The organism is Synechococcus sp. OH30 (genome assembly GCF_047462175.1).
Lineage (GTDB): Bacteria > Cyanobacteriota > Cyanobacteriia > Thermostichales > Thermostichaceae > Thermostichus.
The window spans coordinates 57,475-74,130 of sequence record NZ_JANSIP010000004.1 but is presented as its reverse complement, the minus strand read 5'-3'; the positions used below and the strand labels follow the sequence as shown (position 1 = coordinate 74,130).

Annotated in this window: 18 protein-coding genes; 4 read left to right on the top strand and 14 right to left on the bottom strand. The window is 61.6% G+C overall.

What is annotated here, in order from left to right; all coding sequences use genetic code 11:
• Positions 1–96 precede the first annotated feature (96 nt).
• The 4 genes from NW830_RS06020 to NW830_RS06005 all read right to left on the bottom strand — a co-directional run bounded on the left by NW830_RS06020 (position 97) and on the right by NW830_RS06005 (position 2,370).
• Positions 97–1,437: a UDP-N-acetylmuramoyl-tripeptide--D-alanyl-D-alanine ligase gene (locus NW830_RS06020; RefSeq protein WP_414362377.1), complete on the bottom strand. Its 1,341-nt coding sequence runs from the start codon at positions 1,435–1,437 to the stop codon at positions 97–99.
• Between the two features lie 82 nt (positions 1,438–1,519).
• Positions 1,520–2,017 carry a type II 3-dehydroquinate dehydratase gene (gene aroQ / locus NW830_RS06015; protein ID WP_414362376.1) on the bottom strand — a complete coding sequence of 166 codons (498 nt, stop codon included), beginning with the start codon at positions 2,015–2,017 and terminating at the stop codon, positions 1,520–1,522.
• A complete protein-coding gene (locus NW830_RS06010) occupies positions 1,995–2,126 on the bottom strand; it encodes a hypothetical protein (RefSeq protein WP_414362375.1) in 132 nt (43 codons plus the stop codon). The genes aroQ and NW830_RS06010 overlap by 23 nt, the downstream gene beginning before the upstream one ends.
• Before the next feature lie 106 nt (positions 2,127–2,232).
• Positions 2,233–2,370 (bottom strand): hypothetical protein, encoded by a 138-nt coding sequence (locus NW830_RS06005; RefSeq protein WP_414362374.1) that lies wholly within the window; start codon positions 2,368–2,370, stop codon positions 2,233–2,235.
• Positions 2,371–2,517: 147 nt separating this feature from the next.
• Here NW830_RS06005 and NW830_RS06000 point away from each other — a divergent pair, with 147 nt between their 5' ends.
• The gene (locus tag NW830_RS06000; RefSeq protein ID WP_414362373.1) at positions 2,518–3,720 is read left to right on the top strand and encodes an Era-like GTP-binding protein; all 1,203 of its coding nucleotides are present in this window, start codon (positions 2,518–2,520) and stop codon (positions 3,718–3,720) included.
• Positions 3,721–3,727: 7 nt separating this feature from the next.
• Here NW830_RS06000 and lipA read toward each other — a convergent pair whose 3' ends face one another.
• From lipA to NW830_RS05970, 6 genes are all read right to left on the bottom strand, one after another.
• Complete coding sequence (lipA, locus tag NW830_RS05995; RefSeq protein ID WP_414362372.1) at positions 3,728–4,582, bottom strand: lipoyl synthase; 855 nt, start codon at positions 4,580–4,582, stop codon at positions 3,728–3,730.
• Between the two features lie 86 nt (positions 4,583–4,668).
• A complete protein-coding gene (locus NW830_RS05990; RefSeq protein ID WP_414362371.1) occupies positions 4,669–5,166 on the bottom strand; it encodes a DUF4079 domain-containing protein in 498 nt (165 codons plus the stop codon).
• A gap of 37 nt (positions 5,167–5,203) precedes the next feature.
• On the bottom strand, positions 5,204–5,332 hold the full coding sequence (locus tag NW830_RS05985) for a hypothetical protein (RefSeq protein WP_414362370.1): 129 nt from the start codon (positions 5,330–5,332) through the stop codon (positions 5,204–5,206).
• 440 nt (positions 5,333–5,772) lie between these two features.
• The gene (locus tag NW830_RS05980) at positions 5,773–6,279 is read right to left on the bottom strand and encodes a thioredoxin domain-containing protein (RefSeq protein WP_414362369.1); all 507 of its coding nucleotides are present in this window, start codon (positions 6,277–6,279) and stop codon (positions 5,773–5,775) included.
• Positions 6,280–6,323: 44 nt separating this feature from the next.
• Entirely contained in the window at positions 6,324–6,512 is a 189-nt protein-coding gene (gene rpsU, locus NW830_RS05975) for a 30S ribosomal protein S21 (protein ID WP_414362368.1), read from the bottom strand.
• Between the two features lie 77 nt (positions 6,513–6,589).
• Positions 6,590–7,870 (bottom strand): trypsin-like serine protease, encoded by a 1,281-nt coding sequence (locus NW830_RS05970; RefSeq protein WP_414362367.1) that lies wholly within the window; start codon positions 7,868–7,870, stop codon positions 6,590–6,592.
• Positions 7,871–8,190: 320 nt separating this feature from the next.
• Between NW830_RS05970 and NW830_RS05965 the strand changes: the two genes are divergently transcribed.
• From NW830_RS05965 to NW830_RS05955, 3 genes are all read left to right on the top strand, one after another.
• Positions 8,191–9,369, top strand: coding sequence for a 1-deoxy-D-xylulose-5-phosphate reductoisomerase (locus NW830_RS05965; protein ID WP_414362366.1), 1,179 nt, complete (start codon positions 8,191–8,193; stop codon positions 9,367–9,369).
• A gap of 59 nt (positions 9,370–9,428) precedes the next feature.
• Complete coding sequence (locus tag NW830_RS05960; RefSeq protein ID WP_414362365.1) at positions 9,429–11,195, top strand: ABC transporter ATP-binding protein; 1,767 nt, start codon at positions 9,429–9,431, stop codon at positions 11,193–11,195.
• 69 nt (positions 11,196–11,264) lie between these two features.
• A complete protein-coding gene (locus NW830_RS05955; protein ID WP_414362364.1) occupies positions 11,265–12,797 on the top strand; it encodes a UDP-N-acetylmuramoyl-L-alanyl-D-glutamate--2,6-diaminopimelate ligase in 1,533 nt (510 codons plus the stop codon).
• 8 nt (positions 12,798–12,805) lie between these two features.
• Here the strand turns inward: NW830_RS05955 and carA are convergent, their stop codons facing one another.
• The 4 genes from carA to NW830_RS05935 all read right to left on the bottom strand — a co-directional run bounded on the left by carA (position 12,806) and on the right by NW830_RS05935 (position 16,647).
• Entirely contained in the window at positions 12,806–13,996 is a 1,191-nt protein-coding gene (carA, locus tag NW830_RS05950) for a glutamine-hydrolyzing carbamoyl-phosphate synthase small subunit (RefSeq protein WP_414362363.1), read from the bottom strand.
• Positions 13,997–14,121: 125 nt separating this feature from the next.
• Positions 14,122–14,688: a Tfp pilus assembly protein FimT/FimU gene (locus tag NW830_RS05945; protein WP_414362362.1), complete on the bottom strand. Its 567-nt coding sequence runs from the start codon at positions 14,686–14,688 to the stop codon at positions 14,122–14,124.
• 5 nt (positions 14,689–14,693) lie between these two features.
• The gene (locus tag NW830_RS05940; RefSeq protein WP_414362361.1) at positions 14,694–15,812 is read right to left on the bottom strand and encodes a type II secretion system protein J; all 1,119 of its coding nucleotides are present in this window, start codon (positions 15,810–15,812) and stop codon (positions 14,694–14,696) included.
• A 49-nt stretch (positions 15,813–15,861) separates the two neighbouring features.
• On the bottom strand, positions 15,862–16,647 hold the full coding sequence (locus tag NW830_RS05935; protein ID WP_414362360.1) for a prepilin-type N-terminal cleavage/methylation domain-containing protein: 786 nt from the start codon (positions 16,645–16,647) through the stop codon (positions 15,862–15,864).
• Between the last annotated feature and the right edge of the window lie 9 nt (positions 16,648–16,656).

Below are 16,656 nucleotides of genomic sequence, written 5' to 3'. Positions count from 1 at the left end.
TCTAGGAAAAGGGAAACTGAGGAAGGATAGACAAAGTCGAAACGCCTCCCCTCTAGGGAGAGGAGGGCCGAGCTAGCGGCCAACTCTTAGCTTAGCCTAGGCCTGCCAGGCCTGCAAAAAGCGCTGCAGCACCCGCTCCAACTGGATGGCTCGCGCTGCTTTAAATAACAGCCGATCCCCCCCCTGCACCTGCTGCAGCAAAATTTCTAGGAGGGTCGATTCGTCCTCACAGCGCTCTATCTCAGCCGCCGGCCCTTGCTCAATTAGCGGCTGCATTTCCCCGTCAGGATCCAAAAGCAACAGCCGCTCCAACCCCAAAGGAGCAGCTGCGCGCCCCACCTCTGCATAAAGCTGAGGGGCATGCTCCCCCAACTCCCGCATGGGGCCGAGGACGGCCCAGCGCCGTTTCCCCGGGGTTTGGGCCAGAAGCTGGAGAGCCGCAATCATCGCCTCTGGCGAGGCATTGTAGGTCTCATCCCAAATCTCCACATCTCCTGCCAGCTTAAGATGGCGGTTACGCCCCTCCAGAGGTGGGGGCAAGAGGATAGGCTCTCGCAGGCGGTCCCAATCCAACCCCAAGCTGCGCACAGCCGCCAGCACCCCCATCCAGTTGAGGGCGTGGTGTCTGCCTGGCAGGGGCACCGGCAAGGTCAAGCCCTCCACGGTTACCGTTTGCGCTTGCGGATTCCACTGCCCTCGCAGGTTACCTTGGTCGAGGCCGTAGGTGAGGGTTGGTCCCGACCACACCCTGGCGGCAGTGGCTAGCAGCAAGGGATCCTCACCGTTAAGCAGAGCCACTCCCCCCTGGCCTAGCTCCTGCAGGAGCTCACACTTGGCAGCGGCAATGGCCTCGCGGGATCCCAGTCGACCAATGTGGGCAGTGCCAATATGGGTAATCAGGGCGTGGGTGGGCTGAGCCATCTGGGCCAGGCGGGAAATTTCGCCAGGACCGCGCATGGCCATTTCCAGCACTGCAAACTGGTGCTCAGGTCGCATCTGCAGCAGCGTCTGCGCCACCCCAATGTCGTTGTTGTGGTTGGCTTCGCTCTTGAGAACGCTGCCGTAGCGGGAGAGGGCAGCCGCCAGCATTTCCTTGGTCGTGGTTTTGCCTACTGAGCCAGTAATGGCCACCACAGGAATGGCAAACTGCTCCCGCCAGGCTCTGGCTAGGCGCTGGTAGGCAGCCAGGGTATCGGCAACCCGAAAATGGGGTGCAGCCACCGGCTGCTGGCTGATGACGGCGACGGCCCCTTTGCTGAGGGCTTGGGGAATGAAATCGTGCCCGTCAAAGCGTTCTCCCCGCAGAGCCACAAAGATTGCTCCCGGCTGCAGCTGGCGGCTGTCGGTACAGAGGGTCTGAACCGGCCAGCTCAACAGCTGGGGATCCCCCTGCAGAGGAGTTTGCAGCAGCTCAGCCACCCTTTGTAACGTCAGCATGGGTTGACCCTCCCGCCAGCTAAAGTCAGGGTAGGATAGCCAAAGGAAGGTTCGCCTGCGGCAAGTTCTCAGAGCACCTTGGCTAGGCTACTGGCCGCCGCAGGTGTTGGACGAGAGCTTGCAGACCCAGCAAGTAGCTATGGGCCCCAAACCCACTGATTTGCCCAATGGCTACAGCAGCAATGTAGGAGTGCTGGCGGAAGGGCTCGCGGCGGTAGATGTTGCTGAGGTGAACCTCTACAGTGGGCAATCCCACGGCAGCAATGGCATCCCGCAGAGCAATACTGGTGTGGGTGTAGGCGCCGGGGTTGATCAGAATGCCAGCGTGCTGCTGGCGGGCGCGGTGAATGGCGTCGATGAGCACTCCCTCATGATTGGACTGCAGGATCTCCAGCTTTACCCCCAGCAGCTCTGCTTGCCGCTGCAGAGCCTGATCAACCTGCTCTAGGGAAACTGAGCCATAAATGCCCACCTCTCGTTCTCCTAGCAGGTTGAGGTTAGGACCGTGCAACACCAAGAGGCTCAAGGGTTCGCCACTGGTGGCCAGGGCAGTCGGATTAACGACGACGAGGGGATCCATCTTCTACCGGAATGGGTGCAGGTTGAGGCTGAGGACTTCCCAGCAAGGCATCAATGACACGTTCCACCCATTCGCGGATCTTTTCCAGGACTTTCTCTACCCAATCCATCCGACTTGCCTCGTAGGAGTTGCAAAGCTCTCAAGGGAGTTTAACCCCTCGACTTTCTATGATAGCCTTCTTTTCCAAGGAACAGGGCAATCTCAGCCGGAAATCCCTAGTGCAGAGCACTCAAGAGCAGAATGTCCACAGCCAACAGAGCCCCGGCAAAGGCCAAGAGGAGGCGGACGATCTGGCGTTCTTGCTTGGAGCGATGGGATCCCCAGCGGAGAGATTTGGGAAGGCGGCGGAGCATACTACTTGAGGAGCGTCGACCTACGCCTATCATGCCCCATTCTCCCCTTGGCGGATCCCAGCTGAGTTCCCCCCGTTGGGGGAGGGAAGCTGGGCTGTAGTGGCCAATTTCCTTGTAGAGTGAGGGTTAATCCCTTTTTTCTTGTCAATGACCACTCCCCTAGCCCAAGCTGAAACAGTTCTTCAGCGCTGCTGGGATCACTGGCAAGCTCTGGCCAGCCGTCCAGACCTGCAGCCGGAGCTTAAGGCTTTGTCCGCTTTGCGCAAGCAATTGACGGCGCGGCTATTTTCCATTGCCGCCTTTGGGCTGGTCAACCGCGGCAAGTCAGCTGTTTTGAATGCCCTAGCTGGCGAGGCTCGGCTGGAAGTGGGGCCCCTCAATGGCGTAACGCAAAAGCCGCAGTCTCTGCTATGGCAGCCAGGGCCAGGGATCCCTTGGCAGGTGCGGCTCATCGACACCCCCGGCTTAAACGAGATCAATGGCGAGGCGCGCGAGCAGTTGGCCTGGGAGGTGGCCCGGGCAGCGGATCTCATTCTGTTTGTGATTGCCACCGATCTCACCCAGCTAGAGTACCAGGCCCTACTGGAGCTGCGCACCCTGCACAAGCCCCTCCTGCTGGTGTTGAACAAGTGTGATCTCTATTCGGAGGCAGAGCTGCAGGCCATTTGCGAACAGATCAGCCGCCACCTGGACTGGCTGTCGCCGCAGGCACTCTTGACGGTGGCCGCTTGCCCAAAACCCCAGAAAGTCCGCACCCACTGGCCCGATGGTCGTATTACCCTGGAGTGGGAGCGACCCGCACCCCAGATTGAGGCTCTGCGAGGCCGAATTGTGGAGATTTTGCAGACGGAGGCAGAATCCCTTTTGGCCCTGAATGGGCTGAAGCGGCTGGAGCGCCTCCAGGCCCAGCTGTGGCAAAAGCAGTGGCAGTATCACGCCCGCTACTTTGAGCAGTGGAGTACGGCCTGCGCCCTTGGCAAGGGGGTAGCTGTGGGCTTGGCACCCTTGGGCTTGGACCTGCTGCTAGCGCCCCTGCTGGATGGGCTGTGGCTGTTGGGCTTGGGAAGGCGGCTGCGCCTGCCGTGGCGAGCCCTCCGCAGGGCACTAGGGGACTTGTGGAGACCGCTGCTCTTCAACGGCTTGCTGCTGCTGTTGGCCGAAGGGCTGGGTAGCTGGCTGGGGGGAGGCTGGGGCAACAGCCTCCTGGCGGGAGTGGTAGCAGGAGTGGGCCTATACCGCCTGGGCTCCCTAGGGCCGCCCCTGTTGACCCGCTGGGTTGGCGAAGCGTTTGGCTTAGGGGCCGTCCTACGGGATCTCATTGGCAGCAAAGAGCTACCTGCCAAGGTCTAGGGAGTGCCTAGTCCTGCACCATCTCGGCAGCATGGTAGGAGCTACGCACCAGAGGCCCAGAGCGCACCTGGCGAAACCCCATCTGGCGGGCAATCTCCCCCAGCTCGGCAAACTCCTCTGGTGTCCAGTAGCGCTGCACAGGACGATGGGCCAAAGAAGGCTGCAAATACTGCCCTAGGGTAAGCCGGTCGCACCCCACTGCCAGCAGATCCCGAAACGTCTCCAGCACTTCCTCCCGGGTCTCCCCGTGCCCCAGCATAAGGCCGGACTTGGTAGGCAGATGGGGATCTAGCTCCTTTACTGTTTGCAAAACCCGCAGTGATAGGTCGTAGCCAGAACTGCGCCGCACCACTTGGGACAGCCGCCGCACTGTCTCGATGTTGTGGTTGTAGCAGGCTGGCCGAGCTGACACCACGCGGGCAATGCAGTCGCGGTCGCCGCGAAAGTCAGGAGTGAGCACCTCGATCTGGGTGTTGGGACAGCGCCGCCGAATGGCCTCCATTACCTCCACGAAGCGGCCGGATCCCTGGTCCGGCAGGTCATCGCGAGCTACTGAGGTCAGCACCACGTAGCGCAGCCCCAGCAGCTCAACTGCCTCGGCCACCTTCTCCGGCTCTTCGGGATCCAGGGGGGCGGGCCGTCCCCTGGTCACTTGGCAAAAGGAACAGGCACGGGTGCAGACTCCACCCATCAGGAGAAAGGTGGCAGTCCTTTGGCTGTAGCACTCGGCGCGATTGGGGCAGCGTCCCTCCTCACAGATGGTGTACAGGCCCCGCTGCTTGATAATCTGCTGCACCGCTGCGATCTCACTGGCTTTGCCAATGGAACGCTTGACCCAGCTGGGAAGAGGGCTAGCAGGCATGGACAGAACCGCTGGCTTAGTTTCTGCGGGATTGAGGTAGGGTTTATTTTGGCATAGAGGCTGCCCCTACGGAGTAGCTTGGGCGCTTAGGCCACCTGCGGGGTGGTTAGCATTTGGTTGACGATGCGCTGCAGAATTTGAAAGCCGGTTACCGCCTGCCACCCTAGGATCCCCAAGATGACCCCGTTGAGCAGCAAGTGGACATTGCGGGCCCACACCTTTTGCCCATCCTTCATCAAGGGCGCCAGAGCAGCAGAGCTGGCCACCAAGGCTACAATGCCTAACCCTGCTAACAGGTGAGGCCCGACAAACAGCTTGCCGTTTTTAAGGTAGGTCACCCCCATACCCCCTAGGGCCCCCAACACCATCAACAGCAAAAAAAGAGATCCCGCGAGAAAATGCCGCTGGCCAAACTTACCCTTAATCAACTCCTTGCGCTCTTCCGCTGAGGCAGTGCGTAGCCTTCGCACCTGCAGACCCAAATAGAGGGTATAGAGGGCTAGGGCAGAGGCCAAAATCATCAGCACAGGGTGAAAGAAGGGCAGGGCTAAATCCAACCAGCGGGGAAGTTGAATGCTGCTCATAGAAACTGCACACCCAAGGGAGAGCTACTCCCAAGTTTTAACATAAATTAATTTCCTCTTCTGCCACAGGGTCGCCCATAGCCTCCAGCACCTGAGGCAGCTTCGGGGTGATGGCCGCTGGCAGCCGGCCAGGTTGCCAGCTGGGCAGGGGGGTAGCGCTGCCCATCCCAACTCCCCTCAGCCGGATCCCTTGCAGGAGGAGCGCCGGCTGCCAATTTGGGCACAGCCCCGCCAGGAGGATTGCCTTGGCCTCAAAGGCACCCCCTTGCTGATCCTAGGAGCGCAGGGCATCTCCTAGCTGGATCTGAAGGTGAAAACGGCAGGGCAGTTGCCGGAGGGCGGCCCCCTTGTTTTCTATGGCTCCAGGCAGGAACTGGAAAGCCTAGGAGTCCATGGCCTAACCGTTGGTCCAATGGGCAAGCAAGGATTCCCTTGTCTTGAGATCCCCCCAGGGCTCCAGGTAGCTCGGGATCCCTCGACAAGGGAATCTCTCCCCAGGCAACAAAATCTGGCCTTCGCAAGAATTGAGCCCCCCGCCAGGGACTGCCACTTGCTAGAGTCCTAGGCCGAGCAGATCCAGCTGAGCGGGGGGGGGGGAGGCTTTCCTCACTGTAGGGCAGACACTGGCCCAGCCTGAGTCAGCGGCAAGGGATCCCCGGCTACCAGAGCCAGCAAGTTGGCCCGCAAAACAGAAGCTGGCTGTTCTCCAATGGCCGATCCTACCACTTCTCCTTGGCTATCCAAAAAGAGAAAGTGAGGGATCCCGTTAACCCGATAGCGGCTCAACTCCGGCAGCCACTTGGGGTTGTCCACATTCAGCATGACAAAGTTAACCTGCTGGGCAAATTCCGCTTTCAGGTTGGCCAGAAGAGGCGCCATGGATCGACAGGTGGTGCACCAATCGGCGTAAAACTCCACTAGAGAGGGCTTGCCGTTGACCAGTGCCTCCTCCCAAGGCACAGCCTCTGCTGCCAAAGTGGCCAAGCTGGCCCTGCCCTGCTGAGCTTGGTTGGCCAAAAACAGACCTGCTGCCAAAAGCACAGCTACGGCAGCAACCAGCCCATTGCGCAGCCATTTTGCCCACTTTTCCCCCCTGCGCCCTTCCTTGGCCATGGCAGACTCCCTCTCGCCAGACTGGGGGATTTGCTCAACTCAGGTTATCCATTGGCAGCTTTGCGGCGATTGCGACGGGCGGCCACTGCTTTCCGCTTGCGCTTTTCCAGGCTGCTTTCAAAGTGGCGATGGTTGCGCAGATCCCGCAAAATGCCCGCCTTGGCCACTTGGCGCTTAAAGCGGCGCAGCGCCGATTCAATGCCTTCGTTTTCGCCAATCGTTACTTGCGTCATAGAGAACTCATCCCCTCCCTCAATTAGCTGAACAGTTCTAATGCCTGGATCCCTATCCTAAACCATTTCCGGCCCGTCTATTGGGCGCGGCTGCCAAAGTTGACCCCGGAAACCACCTCGCCCTCTCGCAGGTTCACCGTCAAGGAGGCTGTCGCTCCCCCTGCCAGAGAAGGGGAGGGTGTTGGAGCTGGGGTCGGGCTGGGGGCGCTGCTGGTGGGGCCGATGACCGCTTGCACAAACTCAGCAAAGCTGGACACGCGCGTGTAGACCCCATAGAAATTGGGCTGGGCGCAGCCTTTGCCAAAGCTGGTGATCCCGGCCAGGGCAAAGCCGCTGCCGCTGGGCACGAGCAAAGGCCCCCCGCTGTCGGCCTGACAGGTATCCACACCCCCTTGGGGAAAGCCGGCGCAGAGCATGGTGTCTAAAATGATGCCGTTGTAAGACTGGGGCGCGTTGCACACCTCGTTGGCGACAATGGGCACTTCGGCCTGTTGCAGATCCAAAGCAAAGCCGCTGGGTTCCTGGTCAAGGTCACGGGGGGAGGTGGCCCCCCACCCCAGAATGGTGGCGAACGTGCCGGGGGCGGTCAAGCTGGTTTGGTTGGGCAGTACCACTGGCAGGGTGGGCAGAGCCACCGGCCGCGAGAGGCGCACCAGGGCAAGGTCGTTCCCCCCCAGTTGCCCCACCTGGGGATTGTAGCCGGGGTGGATGACGATTTGCGCAGCGCGAATGCGCTGGCCGGCGCCAAGCTGCAGACGGGTTGTTCCCACCAACAGATCCAGGTTGCGGGCGTTCACCACCTGCTGACCTTGATCGTCGAAGAAGCAATGGGCGGCGGTGAGCACCCACTCCGGAGCAACCAGGGATCCAGCGCAAAACTGCGCCTGAAAAGGATCTGGCTCCGCCGCCTTCAGCAGGGCTACCATCCAGGGAAAAGCCCCCGGTTGAGCCGGCCTGCCGCCAACAATCCGACCTAGCCCTGAGGGCGGCCCAGTAAACACCCGCCCTGGGGGCAAAAGGGCGGTGACACGGTAGGTGCCGGGGGGCAAGTTGAAAAAGCGGAAGTTGCCGTTGGCATCGCTGAGGGTGCTGGGCTCCCCCCCATCGAGGCGGCCATTGCCGTTTAAGTCCAAAAAGGTAGTCATGCCCGCCAGCCCCGGCTCTCCCGGATCCCGCAGGCCATTGCCGTTGAGATCGTCAAAGTGGGATCCCTCAATTTGTCCTAGGAGGGGGGAGAAAGAACCGCCCGAACTGCCGCCGCCACAGGCGCTCACGCTTAGAGCTAGCCCCAGCCCGAGGAGAGCCCGCCAAGCGCTGCTTGCCTTAAGACGGACAGAAAGCTCCGAGAAACCAAACATGGTCAGCTTTTCCAGCGTGGGTGAGAGGGAGTTCCCCAGCCAGCTTCACTAGCTCGAGGATATCAGCCCTGCTTGCTTCGGGGCTGGGCTCTCAGTTGCCAAAGGCTAGCCTTTGGAGGATCCCTAGCTCCACTGCGGCATCCCCGCGGAGGTGCTTAACTCAAGAGAGCAGCCTGGCACAGACAAAGATAATATGAAGGGCGAGAGGCAGGCCTAGCCCTTGTGAGGTGGAGCCCAGGGCACGCTGTGCCAGGGGAAGTCCGCGCCGGCAGGCCGCCATTTTTTGGCAACCCAGACACTCCAGTGCAAAGGGATTACCCATGCAGGCTATCACCTTGCTCGGCTCCACCGGCTCGATTGGCACCCAAACTCTGGACTTGGTGGCCCAGTATCCCGATCGCTTTCGAGTTGTTGGCTTGAGTAGCTACAGCAATGTTACTCTCCTGGCGGAACAGGTGTGGCGGTTTCGCCCCCAGATTGTGGCCATTGGCCGGGAGGAGCTGCTGCCGGAACTGCGGTCGCTGCTGACCGGGATGCGACCCCTGCCGGAGTTGGTGGCGGGCACGGAGGGTCTGTGCCAGGTGGCAGCCCACCCCGCGGCCCAGCGGGTGGTGACCGGGATCGTTGGCTGTGCCGGCCTCTTGCCCACCTTGGCCGCTATCCGCGCCGGCAAAGACATTGCCCTGGCCAACAAAGAAACCCTGGTGGCAGGCGGCCCGGTGGTGCTGCCCCTGGTGCAAAAGCACGGCGTCAAGCTCATCCCGGTGGACTCAGAGCATTCGGCTATCTTTCAATGTTTGCAGGGGGTGCCAGCGGGATCCCTGCGCCGCATCTGGCTGACAGCCTCAGGGGGGGCCTTTCGCGATTGGCCTGCCGAGCAACTGGATCGGGCAACTCTGGCGGATGCCCTCAAACACCCCAACTGGGTGATGGGGCGCAAGATCACCATCGACTCGGCCACCCTGATGAACAAAGGCTTGGAGGTCATCGAAGCCCACTGGCTGTTTGGCTTGGACTATGACCACATCGAAATCCTCATCCATCCCCAGAGCATCGTTCACTCCCTGATTGAGCTAGCCGATACCTCGGTTCTGGCCCAGTTGGGCTGGCCGGATATGCACCTGCCCATTCTCTACGGCCTCAGTTGGCCGGAGCGCCTAGCCACCGCCTGGGAGCCTCTCGATTTGGTTAAGCTGGGATCCCTTACCTTTAAGGCACCGGATCACCGCAAGTACCCCTGCCTCCAGCTGGCCTATGCTGCTGGACGGGCGGGAGGGACGTTGCCTGCTGCCTTGAATGCTGCCAACGAGGCGGCCGTGGCCCTCTTCCTGCAAGAGCGCATCCGCTTTTTGGATATCCCCCGCCTTCTGGAGCGGGTGTGTGAGCGGCACGAGGTTATTGCCAATCCCAGCCTGGAGGACATTCTGGAGGTAGACGCCTGGGCGCGACAGCAGGTGGAACTCTTGGCGCAGCAGGCCCCAGCGCAGGTTCTGGCCTAATCCCTACCGGGGGGATCCGGCCCAGCGCTAGAGTGGGAAGAAGCTGGAGGAGCCCTTGAGTGACCGGATCCCATTGGCAGCAGTTGCTTCACTATCTGCGCCCCCACTGGTGGCAAGTAGTGTTGGGCATTGGAGCCCTACTGGTGGTGAACGGGCTAGGGGTGTTCCTGCCCTGGTATGTCAAGCTGGCCATTGATGATCTCAACCAGAACCTGGACATGCTGGCCTCCAGCCGCATTGTCCTCCACGCCCTAGTGGTGCTAGCTGTCTCCACCCTGATGATGGGCATTCGCATTGCCTCGCGGGTGTGGATGTTTGGGGCAGGACGGCAGGTGGAGTTTCGCCTCAAGCAGGCCATCTTCGAGCATTTGCTCACCCTGCAGCCTTCCTACTTTGCTCAGCAGACCATTGGGGACATTCTCACCCGCATCACCAGTGATGTGGAAAATGTCCGTCGCCTAGTGGGCTTTGCCCTGCTCAATTTGACCAACACAATCTTTGCCTACGGCACTACGCTGCCGGCCATGTTGAGCATTGAGCCGCGTCTGAGCGCCCTGGCCCTATCGGTGTTTCCGGTGATGCTGGGACTGGTGAAGTTAAGCAGCCATCGCCTGCAGCAGGAGCAGCTTCAGGTGCAGCAGGAGCTGGGCGATCTCAGCAATCTCATCCAGGAGGACATAAACGGCATCACCCTGATCAAGGTGTATAGCCAGGAAGAGCGCGAGCAGCGGGAGTTTCGCCGCCGCAACGACCGTCTGTTGCAGGCCAATCTGCGCTTGGCCCTCACCCGCAACCTGCTTTTCCCCTCCCTGGTGGCTTTGGTTAGCCTAAGCCTGCTGCTACTGCTGGCAGTAGGGGGGCCGCAGATTGCCGCCGGGCGGCTGACGATTGGGGATTTTTCCGCCCTCACCCTCTACGTGGAACGGTTGGTGTTTCCCACCGCTTTGCTGGGCTTTACCCTCACCGCCTACCAGCGGGGCCAGGTCAGCCTGGAGCGGATCGACGCCTTGCTGCGGGTAGAGCCCACCATTCGCGATGCTCCTCAAGCTCTGCCGCTACCTCTAGAAAAGGTGCAGGGGCGTATCGAGGCTAGGGGGCTGACTTTTGCCTATGCCAATGGGGGATCCGCAACGCCGGCGCTGCAGGATCTGCACTTTTGCATTGAGCCGGGGCAACTGGTGGCGGTGGTGGGGCCAATTGGGGCGGGCAAGTCCACCCTGGCCAATGCCCTGCCCCGCCTGCTGGAGATCCAGCCGGGGCAAGTGTTTTTGGATGGGCAGGATATTACCCAGATTCAACTGGGATCCCTGCGCCGGGCCATTGCCTACGTGCCCCAGGAGAGCTTCCTCTTTAGCGCCACCATCCGGGACAACATCCGCTACGGCAAGCCCCAGGCGGAAGATTGGGAGGTGGAATGGGCCGCCAAAGTTGCCCACATCCACGCCGAGATCCTCCACTTTCCCAAGGGCTATGACACGCTGGTGGGGGAGCGGGGCATCACCCTTTCCGGCGGCCAGCGACAGCGGGTGGCCCTGGCGCGGGCGTTGCTGGTGGATGCGCCAATTTTGATCTTGGATGACTGCCTCTCCAGCGTGGACAATGAGACGGCCCAGGCCATTCTCCGCCACCTGCGCCAGGCCACGGCCCAGAAAACGGTAATCTTTATTACCCATCGCCTCACGGCAGCGGTGGAGGCGGATCAGATCTGGGTGATGGAGAAGGGCCGCATTGTGCAGCAGGGATCCCATGCCCAGTTGCTGGCTGATCCCGACGGCCTCTACGCCCGCCTCTGGGCCAAGCAAAAGCTGGAAGAGGCCCTGGCCTAGGGTTTCTCTGGCCAGAAAGCCGGCCCAGCGGCTACCCTAAGCTGCAAAGCTGTGGGGAGTGGCAAAAGCATGGGAAGCAACGGGATGGATCTGCGCCAATTGCTCGGCCAAGCCGGGATCCAGCCCCAGTTGGTTCAGGGATCCCTGGAGGGGGTGCAGGTCAGGGGTCTGTGCACTGACTCGCGCCAAGTGCAGGCCGGGGATCTCTTCTTGGGCATGTCGGGATCCCGCGTCGATGGCGGCGAGTTTGTCCAGGAGGCGCTTACCGGAGGAGCGGTGGCGGCCCTCATTTCCCAGGAGGCCTGGAAGAAAGTTAGCGGAGAGGCTGAATGGGGCAGTCGGCCCATTTTGGTGTTGCCCCGCGCTGGCTTGAACCGGGCTGTGGCCCAGGTGGCGGCAGCCTTCTATGGTTTTCCGGCCCGCCAGCTTACCTTGGTAGGGGTCACTGGCACCAACGGCAAAACCACCACCACCCATCTCATCGAACATCTGCTGCAGGCTGCCGGTCGCCCCACTGCCTTGCTGGGCACCCTCTACAACCGCTGGCCCGGCCACTGCGAAGGGGCTCCCCACACCACTCTCTTTCCGCTGCAGCTGCAGCGCAGCCTCAGGGAAGCCCAGCGGGCTGGGGCGGAGGTGGCGGTGATGGAGGTCAGCTCCCATGCCTTGGCTCAGGATCGGGCTTGGGGGTGTAGCTTTGCCGCTGCGGTTTGGACCAACTTCACCCAGGATCACCTGGATTTCCACGGCAGCATGGAAAACTACTGGCAGGCTAAGGCCACTCTGTTCCGGCCGGAGTACTTGCAGGGGCGGGCGGTGGTCAACACCGACGACGAGGGGGGACGACGGCTGCTCGAAGCCCTCCCAGCTCTCCTAGAGCCCTGGGCCTATTCCCTCCGGCCTTTGGAAGGGATCCCTGCCCTCTGGCCCAGTGACGTTCAACTTCACCCCAATGGCCTGCAGGCAACCCTGCACACTCCTTTGGGCAGCTTTGCTGTGGCAGCGCCGCTGGTGGGATCCTTCAACCTGGCCAACCTGCTGGCGGCAGTAGGGGTGGCGCTGCACCTGGGGATCCCGGTTGAGGTTATCCAGTCGGCCCTGCCCCGTTTTCCCGGTGTGCCGGGGCGGATGGAGCGGGTGAGCCTGCCGGGGCAGGACATCACGGTAATCGTGGACTATGCCCACACCCCCGATGGGCTGGAAAACCTGCTCAAGGCCCTGCGCCCGCAAGTGCAAGGCCGGCTGATCTGCGTCTTTGGCTGTGGCGGGGATCGCGACCGGGGCAAGCGCCCGCAGATGGGCCGCATTGCCGCCACCTGGGCCGATCGGGTGGTGGTGACCTCCGACAACCCCCGCACCGAGGATCCGCAGCAGATCCTGCAGGACATTTTGGCCGGGATCCCTGGATCCCCCTGGGCGGTGGAGGTGGATCGCCGCCAAGCCATTCGCCTGGCCATCCTGGAGGCCCAGCCAGGCGATACGGTGGTGATTGCCGGCAAAGGCCACGAAGACTACCAGATCCTAGGCACCGAGAAGATCCACTTCGACGACCGGGAAGAGGCCCGTGCTGCCCTTTCCCTCAGGGAGAGGGGCCGGGGGTGAGGGTTAAGCTACTCCCGCCCTCTCTTCTGCAGCATCAGCTCCACAAACTCCTGGAAGAGATGGTCGGCATCGTGGGGGCCGGGGCTGGCCTCTGGGTGATACTGCACGGAAAACAAAGGTAGGTGGCGGTGGCGGATCCCGGCCACGGTGCGGTCATTGAAGTTAAGGTAAGTAATTTCCACTTCCTCCGCCGGGATCGAAGCGGCATCTACCGCAAAGCCGTGGTTTTGGCTGGTGATCTCCACTTTCTGCTCCAGCCCACAGGGGTGGTTGAGGCCGCGGTGGCCGAACTTCAGCTTGTAGGTGGATCCGCCCAGAGCTAGGCTGAGGATCTGGTGGCCCAGACAGATGCCAAACAGGGGTTTCCCGCTTTGCAGCAGCGCCTGGGTGGTGCGGATGGCCGTTGTCTCTGCCGCTGGATCCCCGGGCCCGTTGGAGAGGAGGATCCCGTCGGGGTTGTACCTCAGGATCTCCTCCAGGCTGGCGTGGGCCGGCAACACCATCACGCGGCAGCCGTAGCGAACCAGGCGGCGCAAGATGTTGCGCTTGATGCCAAAATCCAGCGCCACCACCCGCAAAGGGGGATCCGGGATCCGGATCCCTTGGCTGCGGCCATAGTCCCAATCGGCGGGGGTGGGCTCCAGCCACTCGTAGGGCTTGGGCGTTGTCACCTCTGCCACCAGGCTCAGCCCCTGCATGGCAGGGGCCTGGCGCACCCGCTCCAGCAACGCCTGCGGATCCAAGATCTCGGTTGAGAGGGCCCCGTTCATTACCCCTTGCGAGCGCAGCCGCCGCGTCAGGGCCCGCGTATCCACCCCGGCAATGGCCGGGATCCCGTGCTGCTTGAGGTAGTCAGGCAGCGTCCCCGTAGCGCGCCAGGAGCTGGCCAGGCGCGACACGTTGCGGGCGATGATCCCGGCGGCTTGGGGCCGTGCCGATTCCTGATCCAGGTCATTTACCCCCGTGTTCCCCAATTCCGGGTAGGTGAAGGTGATCAACTGCCCCCGGTAGCTTGGATCCGTCATCACCTCCTGGTAGCCGGTCATGCCTGTGTTGAACACCACCTCACCCACCGCCGTGCCCTCTGCTCCAAACGACCAGCCGGCAAAGGCCGTGCCATCGGCCAGCACCAGCAGAGCCGGCTGCCGAGCGTGCCAGGGGAAGACTTTTTCCGGAGCTTCAAGAGTTGAGGAGACCATAACCTGTGAACCTAGACAACTCCCCTCTCCCCTTGGGAGAGAAGCCGGGGGTGGTCGCGTGAGCGGCGCGGAGCGCTTGGGCTGGGAGAGGGGCTGGGATCGGCAGCCTGACTATCCTACCCCAACTATCCTTCCTCTGCCTCGTTGGCCACGTTGCCACATTCTGGCCTGTTGTCCTTGCGGAGAGTGCCGATCAAAGTGCTCACCACCACGCAGCGGTTTTCCCCCTGGGAGTAGGTGCTGCTAACCACAAAGCGCCCCAGCTGACGCGCCCGCCCTTCCGAGTCGAAAACAGCCCTCCCTCTTTCGTTGGCAAAGGTACTAGTTACAGTTACAAAATTATTCAGGCGCACCCGCTGGCACGGGATCGGCTCATCGCAATGGCCTTCCTCGTCTTGGATTACCAGCGTGGGGACACTTGGATCTGAGTTATCGATTTCAACCACCCAAGCGCGGCCTTGAAGAGAGGCTCTGGCGTTGGTGCGGGCAGTGCGCAGGGCTCGCTCCACCTTGTTTTGCGCGTCCTCCAATTGGATGCGCGCCCAGATGTTGATCCCGGAAGGGACGGCCAGCCCGGCCAGAATGCCGATAATGACCACCACCGCCAGGACTTCTATCAGCGTGAAGCCCTGGGATCGAAGCGGCCGCGTCGGGCCAATGGTTTTTTTCTCCAAGGCCAACATGGTGGACATTCCCCCTAGGAGAGTGGACGGTTGATAACACCGCGGGCAAGAACCCGAGTTTGCAGCGGCAGCAGGTAGCGCGACACCTCTGAGATATCGACGCTGGTGGCATCCTGGATATAGCGGCGGAAGAGGCCGGGGTTGGCCCGCTCCATGGCCGTGGCCACGATGTTGATGATCACATCCTGGGGTCGGTCGGCGCCGGGGCTGCGCCGCACGCAGACGTAGAAGCCCACGTCGTTCTGGTTATCTGCCAACCCTGAGAAGGTGACGCCGTTGGGTTTGCCACCGCCAAAGGCATAGCCCTGCGGGCAAGCGGGTGCAACCTGCGGACTCCCCTCCCGGCTGCTGAAGATGTTGGAGACCAGAGCTATCAGGCGGGGGCCATCCGCCCTGCTGGCAATGGGGATCTGGCGTGCTCGGGCCTGCTCGGAAGGCCACGCAAGGAAACCTTCCCGGAACGGATCGGGATCTTCAACAAAGAACGGGCTGCGCCCAGCGCAGTCATTTTGACCCTGAGTGTTGAGGGGGCGTAACTCAAAACGCTCGATCCGCGCGTTGCCTTCCCAGGGAGTGTCCCCTGTTGGGTTGCCGGCGTTGTTGTAGTTGCGGCGCAGGTAGTACACCACCAGGGTGTAGATGCCGCGGCGGCTGACCAGCGTGTCCCAATCCGCATTTTTGCCGTTTGTGAGCGGGAACCCAGCAGGTGGTTGGGCAGGTAAGGTAGCACGGCCTTCGCGAACCTGTTGCAAGGTGGGGTTGCCCTCGTAGCATCCCCGCGGGATCGGTTCCAGCTTCCAAAAGGCAACAACCGGGATAGCATCATCGGGGCGGCGGATCCAGCCTGGCTCGTAAAGCCGCTGGATAACATCTGGGATCCCGTCGCCGTTGGGCTGTTCGGTGTCGTTGTAAATGTAGAGAGCTTCTGCCAGATCCTGCTGGATAAATTCCATGGCCTGGGTTAGCTCCGCCTGCACCTGGGTGCGGCCCGTCTCTTCCCGATCCAGCCGCATCGTCTCGATGACGATCATGGCGGTGGCCAGGAGAAAGATGGAGGCAATCAGCAGCGAGACCAACAGCTCGATGAGGGTAAACCCTCTGCTGGCTCGGCGGCGAAAGATCTTGAACAACATAGGGCAACACCCCCATCTTGCAACAGGTTTGCGGGCAGGAACTCAGGCTCTACCTCAGGTTTTCAACAGGATCGACAGGCAGGGGGAAAGCCTGGCACCTCTCGATGGGATCCCGATCCTCCTCATCTCTGCGAATGTGCCGGGCTATCTGCCGGCAAACATCTCCCAAGTTGGCAGCGGGGTTAATTTCTACAAAGGAGGTGGCCAGGGGAAAGAGCCAGACATCGGCATTGGCCAAGTTTTGGTTGGCCGAGGCTGGCTCCGTTCTCAATCCAGGCAGCGCTTGGCGCGTGTTTGGATCAAAAGAAAAGCGGTGGTAAACCCGCACGCCTAGGCGAAAGCTGCAGGGCACTCCCTGAATGACCCTGTTTTCACGGCGGTCGATGCAGGGCGCTCCCTCATCGCGGAAGGTTTGGATGACGTATTCTTCCGGATTCCGCCCCGGCACTTGAACTTGCGCCAGGCGAAGGGAATAGTTGTCTTTGTGCGTGTAGTTACCGTCATTTGCATCGGCGGGCATCTCGTCAGGGGGTGGGGTGTTGGCCAGCGGGTCTTCTCCCACTTTGGGCAGACGAGCCTGTTGCTCCGGAGCCTGAAAAGCCTTTGGAGCAGCCGACAGCTCGATATCCACCAGGGTGCGGATGCGATCCACCTCCTCCTGGGCCAGGCGGTTGGCCAGCTCCACCCGCTCGCTCATGGCCCGCCGGTAGGCAATCACCGTGAGGGTGGGGGCTAGGGCGGCCATGGCCAAGGCCACGATTACCACCGAAGCCAACACCTCAATGAGGGTAAAGCCCTCTGCTGCCAGTTGCCACCGAAGCCGACCCTTGCCCATGGATCCCTC

Coding starts and splice junctions, on each gene's coding strand:
- NW830_RS06020 (WP_414362377.1), bottom strand. CDS start 1,437: ATGCTGACGTTACAAAGGGTGGCTGAGCTGCTGCAAACTCCTCTGCAG.
- aroQ (WP_414362376.1), bottom strand. CDS start 2,017: ATGGATCCCCTCGTCGTCGTTAATCCGACTGCCCTGGCCACCAGTGGC.
- NW830_RS06010 (WP_414362375.1), bottom strand. CDS start 2,126: ATGGATTGGGTAGAGAAAGTCCTGGAAAAGATCCGCGAATGGGTGGAA.
- NW830_RS06005 (WP_414362374.1), bottom strand. CDS start 2,370: ATGCTCCGCCGCCTTCCCAAATCTCTCCGCTGGGGATCCCATCGCTCC.
- NW830_RS06000 (WP_414362373.1), top strand. CDS start 2,518: ATGACCACTCCCCTAGCCCAAGCTGAAACAGTTCTTCAGCGCTGCTGG.
- lipA (WP_414362372.1), bottom strand. CDS start 4,582: ATGCCTGCTAGCCCTCTTCCCAGCTGGGTCAAGCGTTCCATTGGCAAA.
- NW830_RS05990 (WP_414362371.1), bottom strand. CDS start 5,166: ATGAGCAGCATTCAACTTCCCCGCTGGTTGGATTTAGCCCTGCCCTTC.
- NW830_RS05985 (WP_414362370.1), bottom strand. CDS start 5,332: ATGGGCAGCGCTACCCCCCTGCCCAGCTGGCAACCTGGCCGGCTGCCA.
- NW830_RS05980 (WP_414362369.1), bottom strand. CDS start 6,279: ATGGCCAAGGAAGGGCGCAGGGGGGAAAAGTGGGCAAAATGGCTGCGC.
- rpsU (WP_414362368.1), bottom strand. CDS start 6,512: ATGACGCAAGTAACGATTGGCGAAAACGAAGGCATTGAATCGGCGCTG.
- NW830_RS05970 (WP_414362367.1), bottom strand. CDS start 7,870: ATGTTTGGTTTCTCGGAGCTTTCTGTCCGTCTTAAGGCAAGCAGCGCT.
- NW830_RS05965 (WP_414362366.1), top strand. CDS start 8,191: ATGCAGGCTATCACCTTGCTCGGCTCCACCGGCTCGATTGGCACCCAA.
- NW830_RS05955 (WP_414362364.1), top strand. CDS start 11,265: ATGGGAAGCAACGGGATGGATCTGCGCCAATTGCTCGGCCAAGCCGGG.
- carA (WP_414362363.1), bottom strand. CDS start 13,996: ATGGTCTCCTCAACTCTTGAAGCTCCGGAAAAAGTCTTCCCCTGGCAC.
- NW830_RS05945 (WP_414362362.1), bottom strand. CDS start 14,688: ATGTCCACCATGTTGGCCTTGGAGAAAAAAACCATTGGCCCGACGCGG.
- NW830_RS05940 (WP_414362361.1), bottom strand. CDS start 15,812: ATGTTGTTCAAGATCTTTCGCCGCCGAGCCAGCAGAGGGTTTACCCTC.
- NW830_RS05935 (WP_414362360.1), bottom strand. CDS start 16,647: ATGGGCAAGGGTCGGCTTCGGTGGCAACTGGCAGCAGAGGGCTTTACC.